Annotated in this window: 22 protein-coding genes; 10 read left to right on the forward strand and 12 right to left on the reverse strand. The window is 64.0% G+C overall.

Going from position 1 to position 17,200, the window contains the following annotated elements:
• Window positions 1–36: 36 nt before the first annotated feature.
• The 3 genes from AC0L27_RS05700 to AC0L27_RS05710 form a co-directional block, all read right to left on the reverse strand.
• The gene (locus AC0L27_RS05700) at window positions 37–441 is read right to left on the reverse strand and encodes a nuclear transport factor 2 family protein (protein WP_354204050.1); all 405 of its coding nucleotides are present in this window, start codon (window positions 439–441) and stop codon (window positions 37–39) included.
• Between the two features lies 1 nt (window position 442).
• A complete protein-coding gene (locus AC0L27_RS05705) occupies window positions 443–1,339 on the reverse strand; it encodes an MBL fold metallo-hydrolase (protein ID WP_473318086.1) in 897 nt (298 codons plus the stop codon).
• Between the two features lie 72 nt (window positions 1,340–1,411).
• Entirely contained in the window at window positions 1,412–2,056 is a 645-nt protein-coding gene (locus AC0L27_RS05710; RefSeq protein WP_354204052.1) for a DsbA family protein, read from the reverse strand.
• Between the two features lie 111 nt (window positions 2,057–2,167).
• On the opposite strand from AC0L27_RS05710, the gene AC0L27_RS05715 reads away from it, so the two are divergent.
• Complete coding sequence (locus AC0L27_RS05715) at window positions 2,168–3,073, forward strand: LysR family transcriptional regulator (RefSeq protein ID WP_354204054.1); 906 nt, start codon at window positions 2,168–2,170, stop codon at window positions 3,071–3,073.
• 107 nt (window positions 3,074–3,180) lie between these two features.
• Here AC0L27_RS05715 and AC0L27_RS05720 read toward each other — a convergent pair whose 3' ends face one another.
• Window positions 3,181–4,188 (reverse strand): methyltransferase, encoded by a 1,008-nt coding sequence (locus tag AC0L27_RS05720; RefSeq protein WP_473318089.1) that lies wholly within the window; start codon window positions 4,186–4,188, stop codon window positions 3,181–3,183.
• Window positions 4,189–4,411: 223 nt separating this feature from the next.
• Window positions 4,412–5,308 carry a LysR family transcriptional regulator gene (locus AC0L27_RS05725; protein ID WP_473318091.1) on the reverse strand — a complete coding sequence of 299 codons (897 nt, stop codon included), beginning with the start codon at window positions 5,306–5,308 and terminating at the stop codon, window positions 4,412–4,414.
• Between the two features lie 266 nt (window positions 5,309–5,574).
• Here AC0L27_RS05725 and AC0L27_RS05730 point away from each other — a divergent pair, with 266 nt between their 5' ends.
• From AC0L27_RS05730 to AC0L27_RS05750, 5 genes are all read left to right on the forward strand, one after another.
• Window positions 5,575–6,309 (forward strand): SDR family NAD(P)-dependent oxidoreductase, encoded by a 735-nt coding sequence (locus AC0L27_RS05730; protein WP_354204060.1) that lies wholly within the window; start codon window positions 5,575–5,577, stop codon window positions 6,307–6,309.
• A gap of 50 nt (window positions 6,310–6,359) precedes the next feature.
• Window positions 6,360–7,112, forward strand: a complete 753-nt coding sequence (locus tag AC0L27_RS05735; RefSeq protein WP_354204062.1) for an SDR family NAD(P)-dependent oxidoreductase — start codon at window positions 6,360–6,362, stop codon at window positions 7,110–7,112.
• Between the two features lie 32 nt (window positions 7,113–7,144).
• On the forward strand, window positions 7,145–7,744 hold the full coding sequence (locus tag AC0L27_RS05740) for an NADPH-dependent F420 reductase (protein ID WP_473318094.1): 600 nt from the start codon (window positions 7,145–7,147) through the stop codon (window positions 7,742–7,744).
• Between the two features lie 70 nt (window positions 7,745–7,814).
• A complete protein-coding gene (locus AC0L27_RS05745; protein ID WP_354204064.1) occupies window positions 7,815–8,225 on the forward strand; it encodes a nuclear transport factor 2 family protein in 411 nt (136 codons plus the stop codon).
• Between the two features lie 11 nt (window positions 8,226–8,236).
• Window positions 8,237–8,869 (forward strand): class I SAM-dependent methyltransferase, encoded by a 633-nt coding sequence (locus AC0L27_RS05750; RefSeq protein ID WP_354254921.1) that lies wholly within the window; start codon window positions 8,237–8,239, stop codon window positions 8,867–8,869.
• A gap of 83 nt (window positions 8,870–8,952) precedes the next feature.
• On the opposite strand, the gene AC0L27_RS05755 is transcribed toward AC0L27_RS05750, so the two are convergent.
• From AC0L27_RS05755 to AC0L27_RS05770, 4 genes are all read right to left on the reverse strand, one after another.
• The gene (locus AC0L27_RS05755) at window positions 8,953–9,336 is read right to left on the reverse strand and encodes a hypothetical protein (protein WP_354204068.1); all 384 of its coding nucleotides are present in this window, start codon (window positions 9,334–9,336) and stop codon (window positions 8,953–8,955) included.
• Window positions 9,336–9,488 carry an integrase gene (locus AC0L27_RS05760; protein ID WP_354204070.1) on the reverse strand — a complete coding sequence of 51 codons (153 nt, stop codon included), beginning with the start codon at window positions 9,486–9,488 and terminating at the stop codon, window positions 9,336–9,338. The genes AC0L27_RS05755 and AC0L27_RS05760 overlap by 1 nt, the downstream gene beginning before the upstream one ends.
• Before the next feature lie 162 nt (window positions 9,489–9,650).
• Entirely contained in the window at window positions 9,651–10,253 is a 603-nt protein-coding gene (gene gstA, locus AC0L27_RS05765) for a glutathione transferase GstA (RefSeq protein ID WP_354204072.1), read from the reverse strand.
• A gap of 34 nt (window positions 10,254–10,287) precedes the next feature.
• A complete protein-coding gene (locus AC0L27_RS05770; RefSeq protein ID WP_354213823.1) occupies window positions 10,288–10,938 on the reverse strand; it encodes an NADPH-dependent F420 reductase in 651 nt (216 codons plus the stop codon).
• A 100-nt stretch (window positions 10,939–11,038) separates the two neighbouring features.
• Here AC0L27_RS05770 and AC0L27_RS05775 point away from each other — a divergent pair, with 100 nt between their 5' ends.
• Window positions 11,039–11,923: a LysR family transcriptional regulator gene (locus AC0L27_RS05775; RefSeq protein WP_354204076.1), complete on the forward strand. Its 885-nt coding sequence runs from the start codon at window positions 11,039–11,041 to the stop codon at window positions 11,921–11,923.
• 124 nt (window positions 11,924–12,047) lie between these two features.
• Here AC0L27_RS05775 and guaA read toward each other — a convergent pair whose 3' ends face one another.
• Entirely contained in the window at window positions 12,048–13,646 is a 1,599-nt protein-coding gene (guaA, locus tag AC0L27_RS05780) for a glutamine-hydrolyzing GMP synthase (protein ID WP_473318228.1), read from the reverse strand.
• A gap of 147 nt (window positions 13,647–13,793) precedes the next feature.
• On the opposite strand from guaA, the gene AC0L27_RS05785 reads away from it, so the two are divergent.
• From AC0L27_RS05785 to AC0L27_RS05795, 3 genes are all read left to right on the forward strand, one after another.
• On the forward strand, window positions 13,794–14,165 hold the full coding sequence (locus AC0L27_RS05785; RefSeq protein WP_354204080.1) for a nuclear transport factor 2 family protein: 372 nt from the start codon (window positions 13,794–13,796) through the stop codon (window positions 14,163–14,165).
• Between the two features lie 312 nt (window positions 14,166–14,477).
• Window positions 14,478–14,810 carry a DHCW motif cupin fold protein gene (locus tag AC0L27_RS05790; RefSeq protein WP_219683300.1) on the forward strand — a complete coding sequence of 111 codons (333 nt, stop codon included), beginning with the start codon at window positions 14,478–14,480 and terminating at the stop codon, window positions 14,808–14,810.
• A gap of 258 nt (window positions 14,811–15,068) precedes the next feature.
• Complete coding sequence (locus AC0L27_RS05795; RefSeq protein WP_007592195.1) at window positions 15,069–15,278, forward strand: cold-shock protein; 210 nt, start codon at window positions 15,069–15,071, stop codon at window positions 15,276–15,278.
• Between the two features lie 124 nt (window positions 15,279–15,402).
• On the opposite strand, the gene AC0L27_RS05800 is transcribed toward AC0L27_RS05795, so the two are convergent.
• Both AC0L27_RS05800 and AC0L27_RS05805 read right to left on the reverse strand, forming a co-directional pair.
• On the reverse strand, window positions 15,403–16,701 hold the full coding sequence (locus AC0L27_RS05800; RefSeq protein WP_354204082.1) for an RsmB/NOP family class I SAM-dependent RNA methyltransferase: 1,299 nt from the start codon (window positions 16,699–16,701) through the stop codon (window positions 15,403–15,405).
• 34 nt (window positions 16,702–16,735) lie between these two features.
• A complete protein-coding gene (locus AC0L27_RS05805) occupies window positions 16,736–17,158 on the reverse strand; it encodes an MAPEG family protein (protein ID WP_275167293.1) in 423 nt (140 codons plus the stop codon).
• Window positions 17,159–17,200: the final 42 nt, after the last annotated feature.

Consider the following 17,200-nt stretch of genomic DNA (forward strand, 5'->3'; position numbering starts at 1 on the left):
GGCTCCCCTCTCCTAGATTCCGAGATCATACCGCTGTTACAGGCCAGCAAGCTCCAGCGCCTTCTGCACCATCGCGGTGTCGACATATTGCGTCATGCTGGCGATCTTGCCGTTCTTCACCAGATAGAGATGCGCGAACGTCGCGCGCATGGTCTTGCCCGTCGCCTTGTAGGTCCCGGAGTAGACGCCGAAGGCCGCGACGCGGTCGCCGTCTTCGAGATAGGTGTGAACGTCGGCGCGGTAGCCGGTCCATTCGGTGGCCAGACGCCGGAACACGCCTGATATGATCGCGTCGGGTCCGACATAGGTGCCCGCGTACGGAAACCCTTCCGCTTCGGTCCATGCGGCATCGGGAGCGAGAGCGGCCAACAGATTGCGGCCGTTCTCTTCCGACGACGATCCCTCGTAGGTGGCGCGGATCAAGTCGAGGTTCGCCCCCATCTCACCCCCATTTCATCTCGCCGGTGGCGACCTTGGCGCCGATGTCGAGCGCAACGCCCATGCCGAGGCTGGGGAAGCGCGCCTCCATCGCCGCCTTGAGCGCCGCGGACTCCTTGACCTTGGCCAGCTCTTCGTCGAACGCCTTGAGGTAGGTGATGGTGTGCTCGACCCCGGACAGATCGGTCTTCCCATCGACCGACAGATGGCCGGGGACGACGACCGCCGGCTTGCGCGCCGCGATCTTTTCGAGATTGGCGATCCAGGCGGCGCGCTGCTCCCGGGTCGGCGTGTCGGCGGTCCAGACATGGACGCCCGAGAAGATCAGCACGCCGCCGAACACCGCGTTGAGCGAGGGCACGAACAGGTAGCGCCGGTTGACCAGGCCATCCGCGCTGACGATCTCGATGGTCTCGCCGTCCACGTTGAGCGTCTTGCCGTCGAACGCTTCGGGAATGACCACATCGGCCAGCACCTGCGGGCCGTTCGCCTTGAGCTGCGGCCCCCAGACGGCAAGCTTCTTTTCGACGCTGGCGTTAATGGCCGCCAATGTCGCGGGCGCCGCGAGCACGCGGGCCTCCGGAAACGCCGCCTTGATGGCGCCGAGGCTGAAATAATAATCCGGGTCCGACTGGCTGATATAGATGGTGGTGAGCTTCTTGCCGGTGGCCTTGATGGCGTCAGCGACCGCCTTGCCATCGGACAACGTGAAGCCGCCATCGATCAGCACTGCTTCGCTCGGCCCGGACACCAGAACGGGAGCCCGGAAGAAGCCGTTCTGTCCGGCTGGAAAATGCTTCCAGGTGAGTCCGCCTGCGGCATGGCCGAGGCCTGCAGGTGCGAAGACTGCCGTGGCCCCCGCGGCGAGAGTGGTTTTCATGATGGTTCTCCTTGTCAGCATGTTGGTCTCCTGGTGCTGGTCTGCGATTTCGAAATTCAAATGGGATGGTCTCGACTGTGTTGATCGCTGCGCTCACGCCGCCTTCAGTCCATCGATCAGGACGTCCAGGCTGCCGAACAGCGCGCTTGCCTGCACAAGGCGGCGATCATTGCCGGTGCCTACGATCAGGGCCGGGACGCCGTTGGCGCCGAGCCGGCGCATTTCGGCACGCGCGGCCTCGAGGCGCGCGCGGTATGCGGTGATCAGTGCGACGTCGGGGCTCGCCAGACGCGCGGCAACCTCCGGCAAATTCATCGCGCAGAGCACATCCAACAGAACGGACATGTCCGTGCTGTCGCGGCCTTCGACATAGCGGACGAACTGGAAGGCCTTCAGCGCCGCGAACTCCCGATCAGGCGCCGTGAGCGCGACAGCCGTGAGCGCCAATGTCGCCGGGCCGGAATCGAACAGGCGCGTGCGGTCGCCCAGCACATCGCGACGATAGGCTTCACTGAAGGGCTGACCGCTCAGACGCGAAATCCGCTGGTCGCTGCTCCAGGCGTAGGCTGCAAAACCATCGTCCATCGGACGGGCGCCCTCGCCGGCGAACAGGCCTGTCGGCGCAAGTTCGACCGCAAAATCCGGTCGGGCGACGAGCTGTTCGAGCAACGTGGAGGCGCCGTGGCACCAGCCGCAGAGCGGGTCGAACAGGTAGGTGATTTGAATCGGCGCGGACATGGCGATCTCCTTGAACCGCAATGTGGCATGCGCACATTGGTAGATGAATATCAACAAAACAGACAGAATGTATGTGATATACTGACAGTAAGATCTCACCGAGCTGAGCCTATGAACCTGAACCGCCTCGCCTATTTCGCAGCCGTCGTGGACACCGGATCCTTCACGCGGGCCGCCGAGCGGCTCGGCATCACCAAGGCCGTGGTGAGCCAGCAGGTGGCACAGCTGGAGCGCGATCTCGGCACCAGCCTTCTCGTGCGCACGACGCGCCGGGTCCATCCGACCGACGCAGGCCGCATGTTTCATGCGCGCTGCGTCATGATCCTGCGCGAGGCGGAGGGTGCCTTCGACGAGCTCGCCCAGGCGGCCGCCGCGCCGACCGGCACATTGCGGATCACGGCGCCCAACGACTACGGCACCGCCGTCGTCGTCGCCGTCGTCACGGCCTACGCGGCACGCTATCCCAACTGCCGGGTGGAGTTGACGCTCGAAGATCAGACGGTCGACCTCGCCTCAGGCCAGATCGACATGGCAATCCGCGTCGGCTGGCTGGTCGATTCCAGCCTGCAGGCGCGCAAGATCGGATCGTTCCGGCAATGTCTGGTCGGCGCTCCCGCATTCACGGATCGGATTGCCGCCGCGCGCGATCCCGACGACCTCGCGACGCTCCCGTTCGTCGCCAACATGGCGCTGCGCGAGCCGCTGCTGTGGCAGTTCTCGCGCGGCGATCTTGATCGACGCGCCGTGCGCCTGCAGGCCAGCATCACCATCGACACGACGCCGGGAGTGCTCGCGGCCGTGCTCGCCGGCGGCGGCCTTTCGGTGTTGCCGGATTTCCTGGTGTCCGACGATCTCGCGGCGGGGCGGCTCATCCACATCCTGCCGCAATGGCAACTGCCATCTGGCGGCATCCACACGGTCTACCCTGCGGCTCGCTTCCGTCCGCCTAAGGTGACTGCGTTTGTGGAGATGTTGATCGCGGCTCAGCGACGGGAAGGTTCGGTTGGGGCGGATTAAGGCATGTACTCGCTAAGTGGCTAGCGGCCATAACCAGACCTCAGGTTACGAAAGCGCATTTGATGCGGCCTCCCTGCGGCGGAAGCAAGGTCCCACACCAGTTCGGTCTAAGCGGGAACTGCCTCGATGACCTGGAAGTGCGATCCCGCGCGAGTTGTGCCGCGCATCTCAAATCCGGCCGTTCGGCATAGCTCGGAATACTCTTCGTAGCTCCGTTCCAGCGCACCGAGCATGACGAGCATATTCAGGTCACTGAATTTCGAGATTGGTCCCTCGTTCGGCGGCTCCACCACACGTTCGACAAGGAGCAATCTGGCATCAGCGGTCATAGCGCGGCGGCAGCTCTTCAGGATAGAAATCGATTCCTTGTCGTCCCAATCGTGGATGATCGCCCGCATCACATAGGCGTCGGCCCCCTCCGGGATCGTTTCAAAGAAACTGCCTCCAACGATTTCGCATCTGTCGGCGACACCATGTTGGTTCAGAACTTCAGCCGCCTTGCCAACCACGTGGGGCTGATCGAACAGCGTTCCGCGCAGGCTCTTGTTTGCGGCGAGAATTCCTGCCAGCAGTTGACCTTGGCCACCCCCAATATCCGCGACGTGCCGAAAACGGCTGAAATCGTAGGCAGCGACGATGGCCTCGATGGCGCCGCGAGAATTGGCCGTCATGGCTCGGTTGAAGATCGCGTTCTCATCTGGACGGGTGCTGCGATACTCCCATACGCTCTGACCGTTGAGATGCCGAAAGGCATTCTCCCCAGTGCGAACGCTGTGTTCAAGATGGCCCCAGGCCTGCCAGGCATAAGGTCGGCCGACATATGCGGCCCAGCCATCGAGTGGCGTCGGCGAGTCAGAACGAAGACACTCGCCGATCGGAGTGAGCGAGAACGTCTTGTTCTCGGCCTCGTGGAAAACACCGGCTGAAGCCAGCGCCCGCAAGAGCCGATAAAGTGTCCTCGGATGCGATCCGCTGAGCCGAGCAAGTTCGTTGCTGCTTAGCGGCCCGTGACTGAGGTGGTCGGGTATGCCAAGCCGGGCCGCTACGTGAATGGCCTGCGAAATCTGATAGCCGTTAATCAGCCGCGTAAGGTCCGAGAAAGGATTCGCGGTCATGGTTTCATCTCCTTGCGCGGCCACGCGCACGGTGAATATCCATCGAGTGCGGGCATTCGTGCAAACGGATGATATCGCAGAAATTGCGGTACGCACGCTGTATCGCAACGAAGGCCCTTCAGATTCGACGCCCGCTTAGGGTCACAAGCCGCAGATCACGCTCAAGGTGGGTGAATCCCGCTTTGCTTTGGCGAGCCGAGCCAAGCCTGCAACCCACCGCGCCTCAGTCGCGCGCCCCCGCCAGCCCCGCGAGAAGCCGCGCGTACGCGGCGAGCCTGCGGGATATGAACTCGGTGAAGAGCCGCACGCGCTTGGTCTTGCGTGTCTCCCCCTGTGTGAGAAGCCAAACCGTTCCGTACATGTGCAACTCGGTCCCCGGCACCCGCACCAGCAGCGGGTCGGCATCGCCGACAAAGCACGGCAGTGTCGTGATGCCGAGCCCCTGCCGGACCGCGGCGATCTGCGCCCCGGCATCCGAGGTCCTGAATGGAATGCCCGTGGTGCGAACCTCGCCCGCGCCGGCCCAGTCCGGGATGCCATGCATGCTGATGACGATCCAGCGGAAGGGATCGGGCGCGCCGGCACGCCACGCGGCCAGCCGATCCCTGGACATGTAGACGGCGCCGAACAGCTCCGGTCCCTTCATGCCGTGAAGATTGAGCGGCAGGGTTTTGCGGTCGTAGACGACGCGGATCGCGACGTCGGCCTCACGGTTGGTCAGGTTGGCCAGCTCGCCAAACGACAGGATATCCATCTCGATATCAGGATGCAGACGCGCGAAATCGGCGAAATCAGGCATGAGCAGATGTGTCGCCATCGGCGGCGCCAGCGTCACCCGCAGACGCCCGCGCACGCCCTGGTCGCGCCCGAAGACGCGCGTCTCCAGCTGGTGCGACGACGCTTCCATCTGGTCCGCGAATTCGAGGACCTCCTCGCCCGCAGCCGTCAGGCGGTAGCCCGAAGGCAGCTTTTCGAACATCTGGACCCCGAGGCGTTCCTCGAGCTGGGCGATGCGTCGCAGCACGGTCGCATGGTTCACATCGAGGCGCTCGGCGGCGGCCCGCACCGAGCCTCCGCGCGCGACGGCTAGAAAGTAGCGAACGTCGTCCCAATCGATCATGGTGCGATCCCGCACCGCGCGGTGCGCCTTCCAAAGCTCGTACCTGAGGCATCTAACAGGAGTCCGGCGGTGATCATAGCCTCTGCCGGCAAGAACGGCACAATTCCGAGCGGCGGACGCCGATGGTGACCGCTGGCGTCAGTCGTCGGGCCGGATCGATTTCGCACCACCGATGTGCGCGCTTCCGCACTCAACGCCTGACGCCGGCGGACCTATGTCGCGGGTCTCGGGGGCAGATTCTGCCCGACACCACGACAGGAGAACTTATGGGAAAGCTCGACGGCAAGGTTGCAGTCATCACGGGTGGCGCAACCGGCATCGGCCGCGCCGCGGCAAAGCGTTTCATCGAGGACGGCGCCTTCGTCTTCATCTTCGGCCGCCGGCAGCAAGCGCTCGACGCAGCTGTCGCCGCCCTCGGGCCCAACGTCCGCGCGGTGAAGGGCTCGGTCTCGGATGAGGCCGACCTCGACCGGCTCTACGCGGCGGTGAAGGCCGAGCGCGGAACCCTCGACATCGTCTTCGCCAATGCCGGAGCGGGAAGCCAGCTTGCGCTCGGCAAGATCACGGCCGCGCACATCGACGAAACCTTCGACACCAATGTGAAGGGTACGATCTTCACGGTGCAGAAGGCGCTGCCGCTGATGCGCCGGGGCGGTTCGATCATCCTGACCGGATCGAGCGCGGGCACCACGGGCGCCCAGGCCATGAGCGCCTACAGCGCGAGCAAGGCGGCCGTGCGCAACCTCGCGCGGACCTGGGCGGAGGATCTGAAGGGCAGCGGCCTCCGCGTCAACGTGCTCTCGCCCGGGGCGACTGCGACCGAACTCGCGAAGGAAGCGCTGGGCGAAGAGGGCCAGAAGGTGTTCGCCGCGATGACCCCGCTGCAGCGCATGGCCGATCCCTCGGAAATTGGTGCCGTGGCGGCCTTTCTCGCCTCGTCGGACAGCAGCTTCATGACCGCCAGCGAAGTCGCCGTCGACGGCGGACTTGCGCAACTCTGACTCCCGGCGCGGTCCCGCGCCAGGCTCACACATAACGAAAGAGAAACGACATGAAAAAACTAGAAGGCAAGATCGCAGTCGTCACCGGCGGAAGCAGCGGGATCGGGTTGGCCACAGCCAAGCGCTTCGTGGACGAAGGTGCGCACGTGGTGATCACCGGGCGACGCGAGAAAGAGCTGAAGGAGGCCGCAGCGTTCATCAAGACAAACGTGACGACGGTCGTGAGCGACGTCTCTCGCTTGGAAGACCTGGACCGGCTCTATGCCGTCGTGAAAGAGAAACATGGTCACATCGACATTCTCTTCGCGAACGCGGGCGCGGGGACGATCGCGCCGCTCGCGCTAGCGACCGAGGCCCATTTCGACCAGACCTTCGATGTGAACGTGAAGGGGCTGTTCTTTACGGTGCAGAAAGCCCTGCCCCTCTTCAAGGACGGCGGTTCGATCATCCTGAATTCTTCGGTGTCGAATGTGTTGGGGTTGCCGGGGTTCAGCGTCTACGCCGCGAGCAAGGCGGCCGTGCGTAACTTCTCGCGCGCTTGGACGCTGGAGCTGAAAGACCGCAACATCCGCGTGAATACGATGAGCCCCGGACCGACCGAGACCCCTGCCCTGGAGACGACGACGGGCCTGACCCGCGAGCAAGCCGAGCAAGCGGCCGCTCAGTTTGCTTCACAGATCCCCATGGGTCGCAGGGGCAAGCCGGAGGAAATCGCGGCTGCCGTCACGTTCCTCGCCTCCGATGAAAGTTCTTACATCACCGGCGTGGATCTCGCCGTCGATGGCGGCATGGCGCAGGTCTGACCGCGGCATCAACACAAAATCAGAGAAACATCATGAGCTACGCAATTATCGGCTTCGGCCATATCGGCCAGGCGCTGGCCAGGGCGTTTGCCCGCAACGGCATCGAAGTATCCGTTGCAACCACGCGCGACCCGGAGAGCTTTGCATCCGCCGCGGCCGCGATCGGACCCACGATCATTCCCAAAACACTGGCGAACGCGGTCAAGGCGGACATCGTCTTCTTGGCGGTCCGTTTCGAGTCGCACCAGGATGTCGCGAAGGCGCTGCCGACGTGGCAGGGCAAGACGATCGCCGATGTGACCAATGCCTACGGCGTGCCCCCGGAGAAACTGGGGGGACAACCTTCGTCCAGGGCCGTCGCGCAAGCCTTCAATGGCGGTCGACTGGTCAAGGGCTTCAACCATCTGGGTGCTGCCGTGCTTGGCCAGGATCCGGCCGTCCATGGTGGCAGGAGAGTCGTGTTCCTGGCGAGCGACGATGATGCTGCTGCAGCGGAGGTTGGCGCGCTTGCGGAAAAGCTCGGCTTCGCGCCGATCAAGCTCGGCGGGCTTTCGGAAGGTGGACTGCTCGTGCAGGCGCGCGGAAACAGCTGGGGTCAGCTGATCTTCAAGGATTTGGTCAAGTTCGGCTGACGAACACGGGGACACGAAGCATGCGATCGGATCGCGCGCGATCCGATCGCAGCGAAATGGAGAAACTCGAATGAGCACCGAGAAAAACATCCAGACCGTAAAGGACTTCTTCGCCGCGATCGGCCGCGGCGACAGGGAGGCTCTGCTGGCGCTGGTCACTGAGGACATCGAGTGGATCATCCCGGGCGAAGACTGGCCGCTGGCCGGAACGCACCGCGGGCACGACGGGGTGACGGATCTGCTCGAGACGGCATCCAAGTCGATCGAAACGTCGACGGAACCCCGGGAGTTCGTCGCGCAAGGAGACCGGGTGCTGGTCGCCGGCTTCGCGAAGGGAAGGATCAAAGCCACGAACAAGATTTTCGAGGACGACTGGATCTTCGCCATCACGGTCCGGGACGGCAAACTGACGAACATCCGGGAGTACATCGACACCCAGGCGCTGGCGCGGGCCGCGCGCGCGTCGAATGCCCGACCGTAAAGGAGATCCCTATGTACGACCAATCCAGGCTATCGGAGTTGATCCGGTTCGCACGAATAGATGCGGGCGCCACCGTCATCGACGTTTATCCAGGCGACGGCGACTGGACCCGTCTCTTCTCCGAGATCGTGGGACCCGGAGGACGGGTTGACAGCTTCGTGCCGGCCGAGATCGCCCACTTCAAGAACGATCCCGTCGGCCGCATGCGGATGCTTGCGAAGGAGCCGGGCCGAGACAACGTCGAAGCCGTCTCGGCGGACCTCGTGGCGATGCCGCAGGCCACGCGACCAGCGGATGTCCTGTGGCTGCACCTGTTCTACCACGATCTCCACACCGCGCTGATCCAGGCCAGGGGCGCGACGGCGGCGCGCTTCAATCGCGCCGTCTACGAGCGGCTGAAGCCCGGCGGGTGCTACGTCATCGTCGACCACTCCGCCGCGCTCGGCGCGGGCACCAGCAACGCCCAATCGCTGCACCGGATCGAGCCTGCATCCGTTCGCAGGGAGGTGGAGGCGGCCGGCTTCGTGCTGGACGCGGAAAGCACCCTGCTCGCGAACAATAACGATCCGCACACGATCAAGGTGTTCGATCCCGCGATCAAGGGCAAGACCGATCGCTTCGCCTATCGGTTCGTGAAGCCGTGAGAGAGATCGTAGGGCGGATTAGCGAAGCGTAATCCGCCATCTTGAGCGCGACTCGGCGAGAGAGGGCGGATTGCGCAGCCGGATCACTTTTTAGTCGTGCTCTCAGATGGCTGCGCTGCCGACCCGCCGATTTTCGTCGAGACCACGTAGACGTCGACGGCGCTCATCGAGCATTCCTCGCTTGATGCCTGGTTTTTCGTGATGACCTCGATTGTCCTGCCATCCTTGGTGTGAAACGTGATGTCGTAAACCTGCTGGTGGAGGTCCTTGCCGATCTTTTCGGACGCGAGACGAACGGCCTTGGTCTGCGCCTCGATCACTGATGGGATATCAATCAGGCCGGCGTTCTTGAGGTGCACGAGGGCCATGTTCCTGGGCCAACTCGCGCAGTCCGGAGACTTCGCCAGAGCCACTGCAGCCGGCATGGCAAATATTGCGGCCATCACCACTTTCAACGCGGCGCGCATCAATGCAACACCTTGATGGTGTGGTCACCACTTTCACATATCTGCTTGCGCCTATCGATCGGCAGGACGGCAATGGACATGCCGTCGCGGTCGCCGTGCTTGCAAAGCTTCTTGCAAGGCTCGAGCTTCTGAAGTCCCGTATCGGTCAACAAGGTATTCTCCGTTCCTTCAACGCCAGATAGCATCATCGACCATGATGGTACAGAACCGACCGAAACGGAGCCCCTAAAAACGTGTCCTCGCGGAAAGAACTGTTTGACGTTGGGCAAGATAAAGATTGGTTCTCAGACACCTAGGCATCTAAATGCCGCTGCCTACTTTTCGGCGTCGAGTGCTAGCCGAACCGCAGGCCTAGCCATGACCCGCTCGGCGTGCGCAACGATGTTGGGAAACGGCGAGAGATCGAAGCCAGTAAACGCTCCCCATCGCTGGATCACGACAAGATAGGCGTCGGGGAGAGTGAAGGCCGAACCGGTCAGGAACGCCTGCCCATCGGCGAGCTCCTGCTCGATCAGCGCAAACCTGCGATTCAGGTAGGCTACGGTCGACGCACGGGAGTCAGGGGTCAGCGCTGGATCGAACAGCCGACCGAACGGCTTGTGCAACTCGGTGCCGATATAGGTCAAATAGCTGTTGACCCGCGCCCGCTCGATCGTGCCGGAGAGCGGCGCGAGTGTGCCAGGCGCGTATCTGTCGACGAGATACTGCGTAATCGCAGGACCTTCGGTTAGAACCTCCCCGTCATCGAGCTCCAGCGCGGGCACGTAGCCCTTCGGATTGATCGTCAGATAGTCGCTTCCAGACTCGGTTCGCTTGGTCGCCGGATCGACGCGGTCGAGCGTAAAGGGCAGATCGAGTTCGCGCAGCACGATGTGCGGCGACAAAGAGCATGAGGACGGAGAGTAGAAAAGCTTCATTGGAAGTACCTTCTAAAGAGAGAGTAGATCAGCTTCATGAGGTGTAGCCTGGCCTCCCTGCGAGATCGGCGAACACCAGCGCTTGGCGCCATCCGGCAGGGCTCGTCCTCATGGCCTGGCGGAACGCGTCGGCCATCGTCTCTGCCAGCCACGCCGCGTCCAGCCCCCCGAGATCAACCGCGGCCAGTCCGGCATCCGTCGCCAGCGCGGCAGCCACCATCTTCGCTTCCGCGTCGTCGCTGGCGAGCAATACCTGCGCCCCTGACGCCGTCAGCCGCTCGGGATTCTCCCTCAGCAACTGCATCACCACAGTATTGAACGCCTTCACCACGCGCGCCCGCGGTGCGGCCGCCTGCAGCCGCTCGGCAAAGCTTGGTCCTTGGGGACGCGGTGAGGCGTAATCGCCGATTGAACCGGGCTCGCGGTTGTTCGGGTCGAGTACGATCTTCCCGGCGAGCATGTCCGGGCTGGCGGGCATGACGCCGCGCGGCGTCCACAATACAACCTCACCGAACGCCGCAGCCTGTTCCTGTGTGGTCGCTCGCGCACCGGCAAGACCCGACACCGCCTCCGCCGCCCGAGCCGGGTCGCGCGAGCCGAAGGCCACTTCGTGACCCGCCCGCGCCCAGATGGTCCCCAAGGTCTGCCCCACCGGCCCAACACCCACGATTCCAATGCGCATCATCGTTTTCCTGCTTCTGACACTCCCAACGTAAGGGCGCGGGGCCGCGCAGGGCAGGACAAATGGTGTTGCGGCTGAAGCAACCAAATGTATTGAATGAAACATGGACACTCTGCGCGCCGCCGTCGTCGTTCTCCGTGTTGCCGAGGCGGGCTCCTTCGCCGGGGCCGCGCGCGAGCTCGGCGTGACCCCGGCCGCAATTGCCCGCCTCGTCGGCCGCTTCGAGGCCACGCACGGTGCGCGCCTGTTCCGCCGCTCGACCCGCGCACTCTCCCTCACACCCGACGGTGAGCGCTTCCTTGCCGAGGTCCGAGGCCCGGCGCTCGCACTCGCGGCTGCCGCCAGCCGTCTCGGCGCACCAGTAGGGGTCGCGGGTACGGTGCGCGTGACCGCAGCCGCCTCCCTCGCTCCGACCCTGCTGCACGCCTTGGCCTCGCTTCTGGAGCGGTACCCGGCCCTGCGCGTGGAGTTGACCCTCGATGACCACTTCGCCGACCTCGGCGGCGGCCGCTGGGATCTCGCGGTGCGGATCGCGCCCCGGATCGCCGACGCCAGTCTCCTTGCCCGGCGCCTTGCACCGTTGCCGCTCGTCACCCTTGCCGCGCCCGCCTATCTCGCCAGGCACGGGACGCCTCTAACGCCTGATGATCTCGCAAAGCACCGGCTGATCGGCCTGCGTTTTCCGGCGACGGGACGGCTGATGCCCTGGCTGTTCCGCGCACCGGGCGGCACGCGCCGCCTCCAGCCCGACTTCGCACTGACCGTGGACGGTTCGGATGCCCTGCGCGCAGCGACGGTGCTTGGGGCCGGGATCGGGCAGGCTGGAACGGCGGCTCTCCTCGGCTCGGGCGGTCTCGTGACGGTACTCGGCGCCTACGCACCGCCTCCTTGGGCCGTGTGGATGTTGCGCGCGCCGGGGCCCGCAGGATCGGCGCTTGCCGCAGTCATGGACGCGTTCGTCGCGGCGTTTCGGCGGAAGAAGAAATGACGACAGAGGCGATGGGCCGTGCCGGATGGGCGGACGCTTACCGGCCTTCCACCACTTTTCGTCACTCCAGGGCGGGCGGCCCACGTACCGTGGCGTATTCCCGGACACCTTCGGAGGGCGAAAATTATTCCCACTCAATCGTCCCAGGCGGCTTGCTGGTCACGTCGTACACCACCCGGTTCACGCCCTTCACCTCGTTGATGATGCGCGTGGCGGTCTCGCCGAGGAATTTCATGTCGAACTGGTAGAAGTCCGCGGTCATGCCGTCGGTGGAGGTGACGGCGCGCAGGCCGACCACAAAATCGTACGTACGGCCGTCGCCCATGACTCCGACCGTCTTGACCGGGAGCAGTACCGCAAAGGCCTGCCAGATGTCATCGTAGAGCCCGTGCTTGCGGATCTGGTCGATGTAGACGGCATCGGCCTTGCGCAGGATGTCGAGCTTCTCGCGTGTGATGTCGCCGGGACAGCGGATGGCGAGGCCGGGGCCCGGGAACGGGTGGCGGCCGACGAAGATTTCGGGCAGGCCGAGTTCGCGGCCGAGCTTGCGCACCTCGTCCTTGAACAGCTCGCGCAGGGGCTCGACCAGCTTCATGTTCATGCGCTCGGGGAGACCGCCGACATTGTGGTGTGACTTGATCGTCACCGAGGGACCGCCGGTGAAGGAGACGCTCTCGATCACATCGGGATAGAGCGTGCCTTGAGCCAGGAAGTCGGCCCCGCCGATCTTCTTGGCCTCCGCCTCGAACACCTCGATGAAGAGGCGGCCGATGGTCTTGCGCTTGGTTTCGGGGTCGGTGACGCCTTCAAGCTCGCCGAGAAACTGCTTCGAGGCATCCACGTGCACGAGCGGGATGTTGTAGTGGTGGCGGAACAGGTCGACCACGGTCTTGGCTTCGTCGAGACGCAGCATGCCGTGATCGACGAACACGCAAGTGAGCTGCTCGCCGATGGCTTCGTGAATCAAGACGGCCGCGACTGCGGAATCGACTCCGCCGGACAGGCCGCAGAGCACCCTGCCCTTGCCGACCTGGGCGCGGATCTTCGCGATCTCCTCCTCGCGGAAGGCGCGCATGGTCCAGTCGCCGGACAGGCCTGCGATTTTGCGAACGAAGTTGCGGATCAGTTTGGCACCGTCGGGGGTGTGCACCACTTCCGGGTGGAACATCAGGCCGTAATATTTGCGCGTCTCGTCCTGGATGATCGCGAACGGCGCGTTCGGCGAGGTGCCGGCGACGGAAAAACCCGGCGGCATTTTGGTGATGCGGTCGCCATGGCTCATCCAGACCTGGTTCTTGCCGCCCGGCGACCAGATGTCCTCGAACAGCTTGCTTGGCGCCTTCACCTCGACATCGGCGCGGCCGAATTCGCGGTAATGGCCGCCCTCGACAGTGCCCCCGAGCTGCTCCGCCATCGCCATCTGGCCGTAGCAGATGCCCATCACGGGCACGCCGGAATCGAAGATCGCTTGCGGCGCCCGGGGCGAGCCCGCCTCATGCACCGACTCAGGACCGCCGGAGAGAATCACCGCTTTCGGCTTCATCTCGTTGAAGGCTTGTTCGGCCTTGTTGAACGGGACGATCTCGCAATAGACGCCGTCCTCGCGCACGCGACGCGCAATGAGCTGCGTCACCTGGCTGCCGAAGTCGACGATGAGAATCTTGTCGTGCGCCGAGGCCACCGAGGGCGTCGACGCGGAGCGGTCGGTCTGTGCTGCTGTCATGGCAAGCAGATACGCGACGGGGGCTTTTCCCGCAACCGCGCGGGCCGCGCGCCCACATTCTTCTTTGGGCATGGACAAATCAATATAGGTAAGTATTATTGACCTAATTGCGCCATCCTCAAACAGCGCCAATCAGGGAGAACGCTCGTGTCACAACACAATCAGCCATCACAGCTCGCCGCGCTCGGCCGGACCTGGGTCGAGGCCTGGAACGCGCGCGATCTCGAGCGCGTGCTCACGCTCTATGACGAGGATACCGTGATGACGTCGGACCGCATCCCCATGTTGGGATTCGATGAAAGCGGCACCGTGCGCGGCAAGGATGCATTGCGCGCCTATTGGGGCAAGGCGCTCGCCTTGGTGCCGAACCTGCATTTCTCGCTGATCGAATTGTTTGTCAGCCCTGACAGCGTGGTGGTGTTCTACGAGAACGAGCGGGGAAAGCGGATCTGCGAATATCTGCGGGTGAATGCGGCCGGAAAGATCGTGCAGGGCTCGGCGAATCACCCGGTGCATTGACGCTCGCTGGGTTGGACGACGCGCCCTCACCCACCGCTGTCATTCCCCGCGAAGGCGGGAATCCAGTACGCCGCGGCTTTTCCGTATCACGGCACGGCCTCTGGAATACTGGATCGCCCGGTCGAGCCGGGCGATGACACCGAGAGTGAGGCGCGAGCGTGCCTCAAGCTCGTCATTGCGAGCGCAGCGAAGCAATCCAGGCTGCCGCTGCAGATGCATCACTGGATTGCTTCGCTGCGCTCGCAATGACGGAGACTGCTGGACGAGCGTGCGCTAACAACAGCGCTGCCGGCTCTGACACAGGATCCCCCCATGAAGCTCCCCACCTCCCCCTTCACCGTCACGGATTGGAGCAAGGTCGAGCCGACCATCCATCCCGGCGAGACCGGGCAGGCGCAGTGGCGCACGCTCAACATCGGCGATCTCCGGGTTCGGATGGTCGAGTATACGCCGGGCTATCTCGCCGACCATTGGTGCGACCGCGGCCACGTGCTCTACGTGTTGCAAGGCGAGCTCGACAGCGAGCTGCGCGACGGGCGTAAGTTCAAGCTCACGGCGGGGATGAGCTACCAGGTCTCGGATTTCGGCGACGCCGCGCACCGGTCCTCGACGGCGACCGGGGCGACGCTGTTTATCGTCGATTGAGCGCCCTGGACGGGTTAATTTGCACCGCAAAATAGCAAAATACGGGGACATCCCGAGCGGCGGGTGGTGCCTTGAAGTGGCCCCAAAATCTCGCTATATTGTGATCATCGATACTTGGCCGAACGACTGGGCCGCTTCGCTTCGTTGCTGACGGGCGCGCACGCTTCAGATGATTTCTCCAACATCGACTGATCAGGACTATGGGCGCAATAATGCGTACCGGTCCGCGTGTTAACTTCTTAAGCAAAGGAAATTCCCATGGCTATGGGCACCGTGAAGTGGTTCAACAATCAAAAGGGTTTTGGTTTCATTCAGCCAGATGACGGCGACAAGGACGTGTTCGTGCACATCAGCGCCGTCGAGCGCGCTGGCCTCTCGACCCTCAACGAAGGTCAGAAGGTCTCGTTCGACATCGTCGCCGATCGTCGCAGCGGCAAGTCCTCGGCGGACAATCTCCGCGTCGGCTAAAGCCCGCGCACCGTTCTGACCACGGACGTACCGGCAGAACGTCAACTTAGAAAACCCCGCGACCGGGTTCCGGTTCGCGGGGTTTTTGTTTGGGGTCGCCGCACCCCCAAGAGCGACTATGACGCTACGATTTCTTCAGCACCGAGACGAAGAACCCGTCCGTCCCCGTCCGCCGCGGCGTCATCATCCACCCTTCGGCGGATCGTAGCGCGGCTTGCTCAAACTCCTCCGCCTTGTCCCAGAGCACGCTCGCGGTCTGCTCGGGCGGCACCACCGCGAACTCGGGATGGCGGGCGGTGAACGCCCTCACCTGCTCGCCGTTCTCCTCTGAAAGCACCGAGCAGGTGATGTAGGCGATGCGGCCGCCGGCCTTGACCAGCGGAACCGCGCGGTCGAGCACCTCGGTCTGGTCCCGCAAGCGAATCTCCAGCGCGCCCGGGCGCATGCGCCATTTGGCATCTGGGTTGCGGCGCCAGGTTCCGGTTCCCGTGCAGGGCGCGTCGATCACGACGAGGTCGGCGGTGGCGCTGATCTCGGCCAGCGGATCGGCGTCGCCCTTGGGCGTGCGCACATCGGCATTGTGGACGCCGGCGCGCGACAGGCGTTCGTGGATGGGCGCGAGTTGCCGCTTGTCGCTGTCGGTCGCGATCAGCCGGCCCTTGCCCTGCATCATCGCGGCGAGCGCCAGCGTCTTGCCGCCGGCTCCCGCACAGAGATCGATCACCTGCTCGCCGGGTTTTGCCGCGGTCAAGGCAGCTGCAAGCTGCGACCCCTCATCCTGGACTTCAATGGCGCCCTTGATGAAATCCTCCTCGGCCTGGATGCCGGGGTTGCGCGCATCGGCCGAAAGCTCGATGCGCAGCCCGGTTGCGGACCACTGCGTCGGTTTCGCATGAAGATGAGCAAGCGCCCCCAGCACCTTGTCGCGATTGGATTTTAGCGTGTTGACGCGCAGGTCGAGCGGCGCCCGGCTCGCCATCGCGGCCGCCTCCGCGACACGCTCGTCGCCGAACGCCTTTGCCAAATACGGATCCAGCCATTCTGGATAGTCGCCGGCGATCGCGGCCGGGGCCCCTTCAAGCGACCGCGAGGCGAGCGCGGTCTGCTCGGCCTCGGTCAACGGCGCGGGAGCAAAGCGGCTGCCGTCGAACAGCGCGGCCATCGTCGCCGCATCCATGTTGCGCTCGAGGCGAAGCATGCCGATCAGCCGCGACCGCGCGGTGTCCGAATCCATCAGGTAGGCGCTCGAGGCATAGCGGCGCAGCACGTCCCAGACGAGGCCGGCAATGGCGGCGCGGTCGCCGGATCCGGCGAAGCGGTGCGCGGTGCCCCACTCCTTCAACGCCTTGGCCGCGGGCACGCGGTCCTTCTCGATGGTGTCGATCAGTTCGATGGCTGCGGACAGCCGGGCAGCGGGAGTCATTTGAATCTTTCAGATCAGGATCGGCGAGTAGCGCCTAGATCAGCAACAGCATTTTCAAAGCGAAGTAGATCCACATCGCGAGCAGGACGAGCACGCCCGCGAGCCAGATCGTGGAGCGGCGGCCGAGATTGTTGGAGGAGACGAAAATTCCGGCATGGACGAAGCGCGTCACCACGAACACCCAGGACATCAGCACGATGAACAGATCGGCATGGCGCAACGGGAGCGCCAGCGCGATCAGGGCGTAGAACAGCACCGGCAGTTCGAACTGGTTGCGGTAGCAATTGGCGAATTGTGTGGCCCCCTTCGGCCAGTTGGGCTCGCCCAGCGCAATGTCACGGCTCTTGGTCTCGCCGGACACGAGCGCGCGCCGGCGTCCCATCGCCATGGCGATCAGGAGCGCGAAGGTGAGACCGACCTGCACGAAAACCGGCAGCAAAACCATTTGAACGGACATCGGAATTTCCCGGGATTTCCCAACCGGCGGAAGCCGCAGCTA

The sequence above is a fragment of the Bradyrhizobium sp. Ken51 genome (genome assembly GCF_055807435.1).

Coding starts and splice junctions, on each gene's coding strand:
- AC0L27_RS05740 (WP_473318094.1), top strand. CDS start 7,145: ATGAGCTACGCAATTATCGGCTTCGGCCATATCGGCCAGGCGCTGGCC.
- AC0L27_RS05705 (WP_473318086.1), bottom strand. CDS start 1,339: ATGCTGACAAGGAGAACCATCATGAAAACCACTCTCGCCGCGGGGGCC.
- AC0L27_RS05795 (WP_007592195.1), top strand. CDS start 15,069: ATGGCTATGGGCACCGTGAAGTGGTTCAACAATCAAAAGGGTTTTGGT.
- guaA (WP_473318228.1), bottom strand. CDS start 13,646: ATGACAGCAGCACAGACCGACCGCTCCGCGTCGACGCCCTCGGTGGCC.
- AC0L27_RS05725 (WP_473318091.1), bottom strand. CDS start 5,308: ATGATCGATTGGGACGACGTTCGCTACTTTCTAGCCGTCGCGCGCGGA.
- AC0L27_RS05730 (WP_354204060.1), top strand. CDS start 5,575: ATGGGAAAGCTCGACGGCAAGGTTGCAGTCATCACGGGTGGCGCAACC.
- AC0L27_RS05770 (WP_354213823.1), bottom strand. CDS start 10,938: ATGATGCGCATTGGAATCGTGGGTGTTGGGCCGGTGGGGCAGACCTTG.
- AC0L27_RS05720 (WP_473318089.1), bottom strand. CDS start 4,188: ATGACCGCGAATCCTTTCTCGGACCTTACGCGGCTGATTAACGGCTAT.
- AC0L27_RS05750 (WP_354254921.1), top strand. CDS start 8,237: ATGTACGACCAATCCAGGCTATCGGAGTTGATCCGGTTCGCACGAATA.
- AC0L27_RS05775 (WP_354204076.1), top strand. CDS start 11,039: ATGGACACTCTGCGCGCCGCCGTCGTCGTTCTCCGTGTTGCCGAGGCG.
- AC0L27_RS05805 (WP_275167293.1), bottom strand. CDS start 17,158: ATGTCCGTTCAAATGGTTTTGCTGCCGGTTTTCGTGCAGGTCGGTCTC.
- AC0L27_RS05800 (WP_354204082.1), bottom strand. CDS start 16,701: ATGACTCCCGCTGCCCGGCTGTCCGCAGCCATCGAACTGATCGACACC.
- AC0L27_RS05715 (WP_354204054.1), top strand. CDS start 2,168: ATGAACCTGAACCGCCTCGCCTATTTCGCAGCCGTCGTGGACACCGGA.
- AC0L27_RS05790 (WP_219683300.1), top strand. CDS start 14,478: ATGAAGCTCCCCACCTCCCCCTTCACCGTCACGGATTGGAGCAAGGTC.
- AC0L27_RS05710 (WP_354204052.1), bottom strand. CDS start 2,056: ATGTCCGCGCCGATTCAAATCACCTACCTGTTCGACCCGCTCTGCGGC.
- AC0L27_RS05700 (WP_354204050.1), bottom strand. CDS start 441: ATGGGGGCGAACCTCGACTTGATCCGCGCCACCTACGAGGGATCGTCG.
- AC0L27_RS05755 (WP_354204068.1), bottom strand. CDS start 9,336: ATGCGCGCCGCGTTGAAAGTGGTGATGGCCGCAATATTTGCCATGCCG.
- AC0L27_RS05745 (WP_354204064.1), top strand. CDS start 7,815: ATGAGCACCGAGAAAAACATCCAGACCGTAAAGGACTTCTTCGCCGCG.
- gstA (WP_354204072.1), bottom strand. CDS start 10,253: ATGAAGCTTTTCTACTCTCCGTCCTCATGCTCTTTGTCGCCGCACATC.
- AC0L27_RS05735 (WP_354204062.1), top strand. CDS start 6,360: ATGAAAAAACTAGAAGGCAAGATCGCAGTCGTCACCGGCGGAAGCAGC.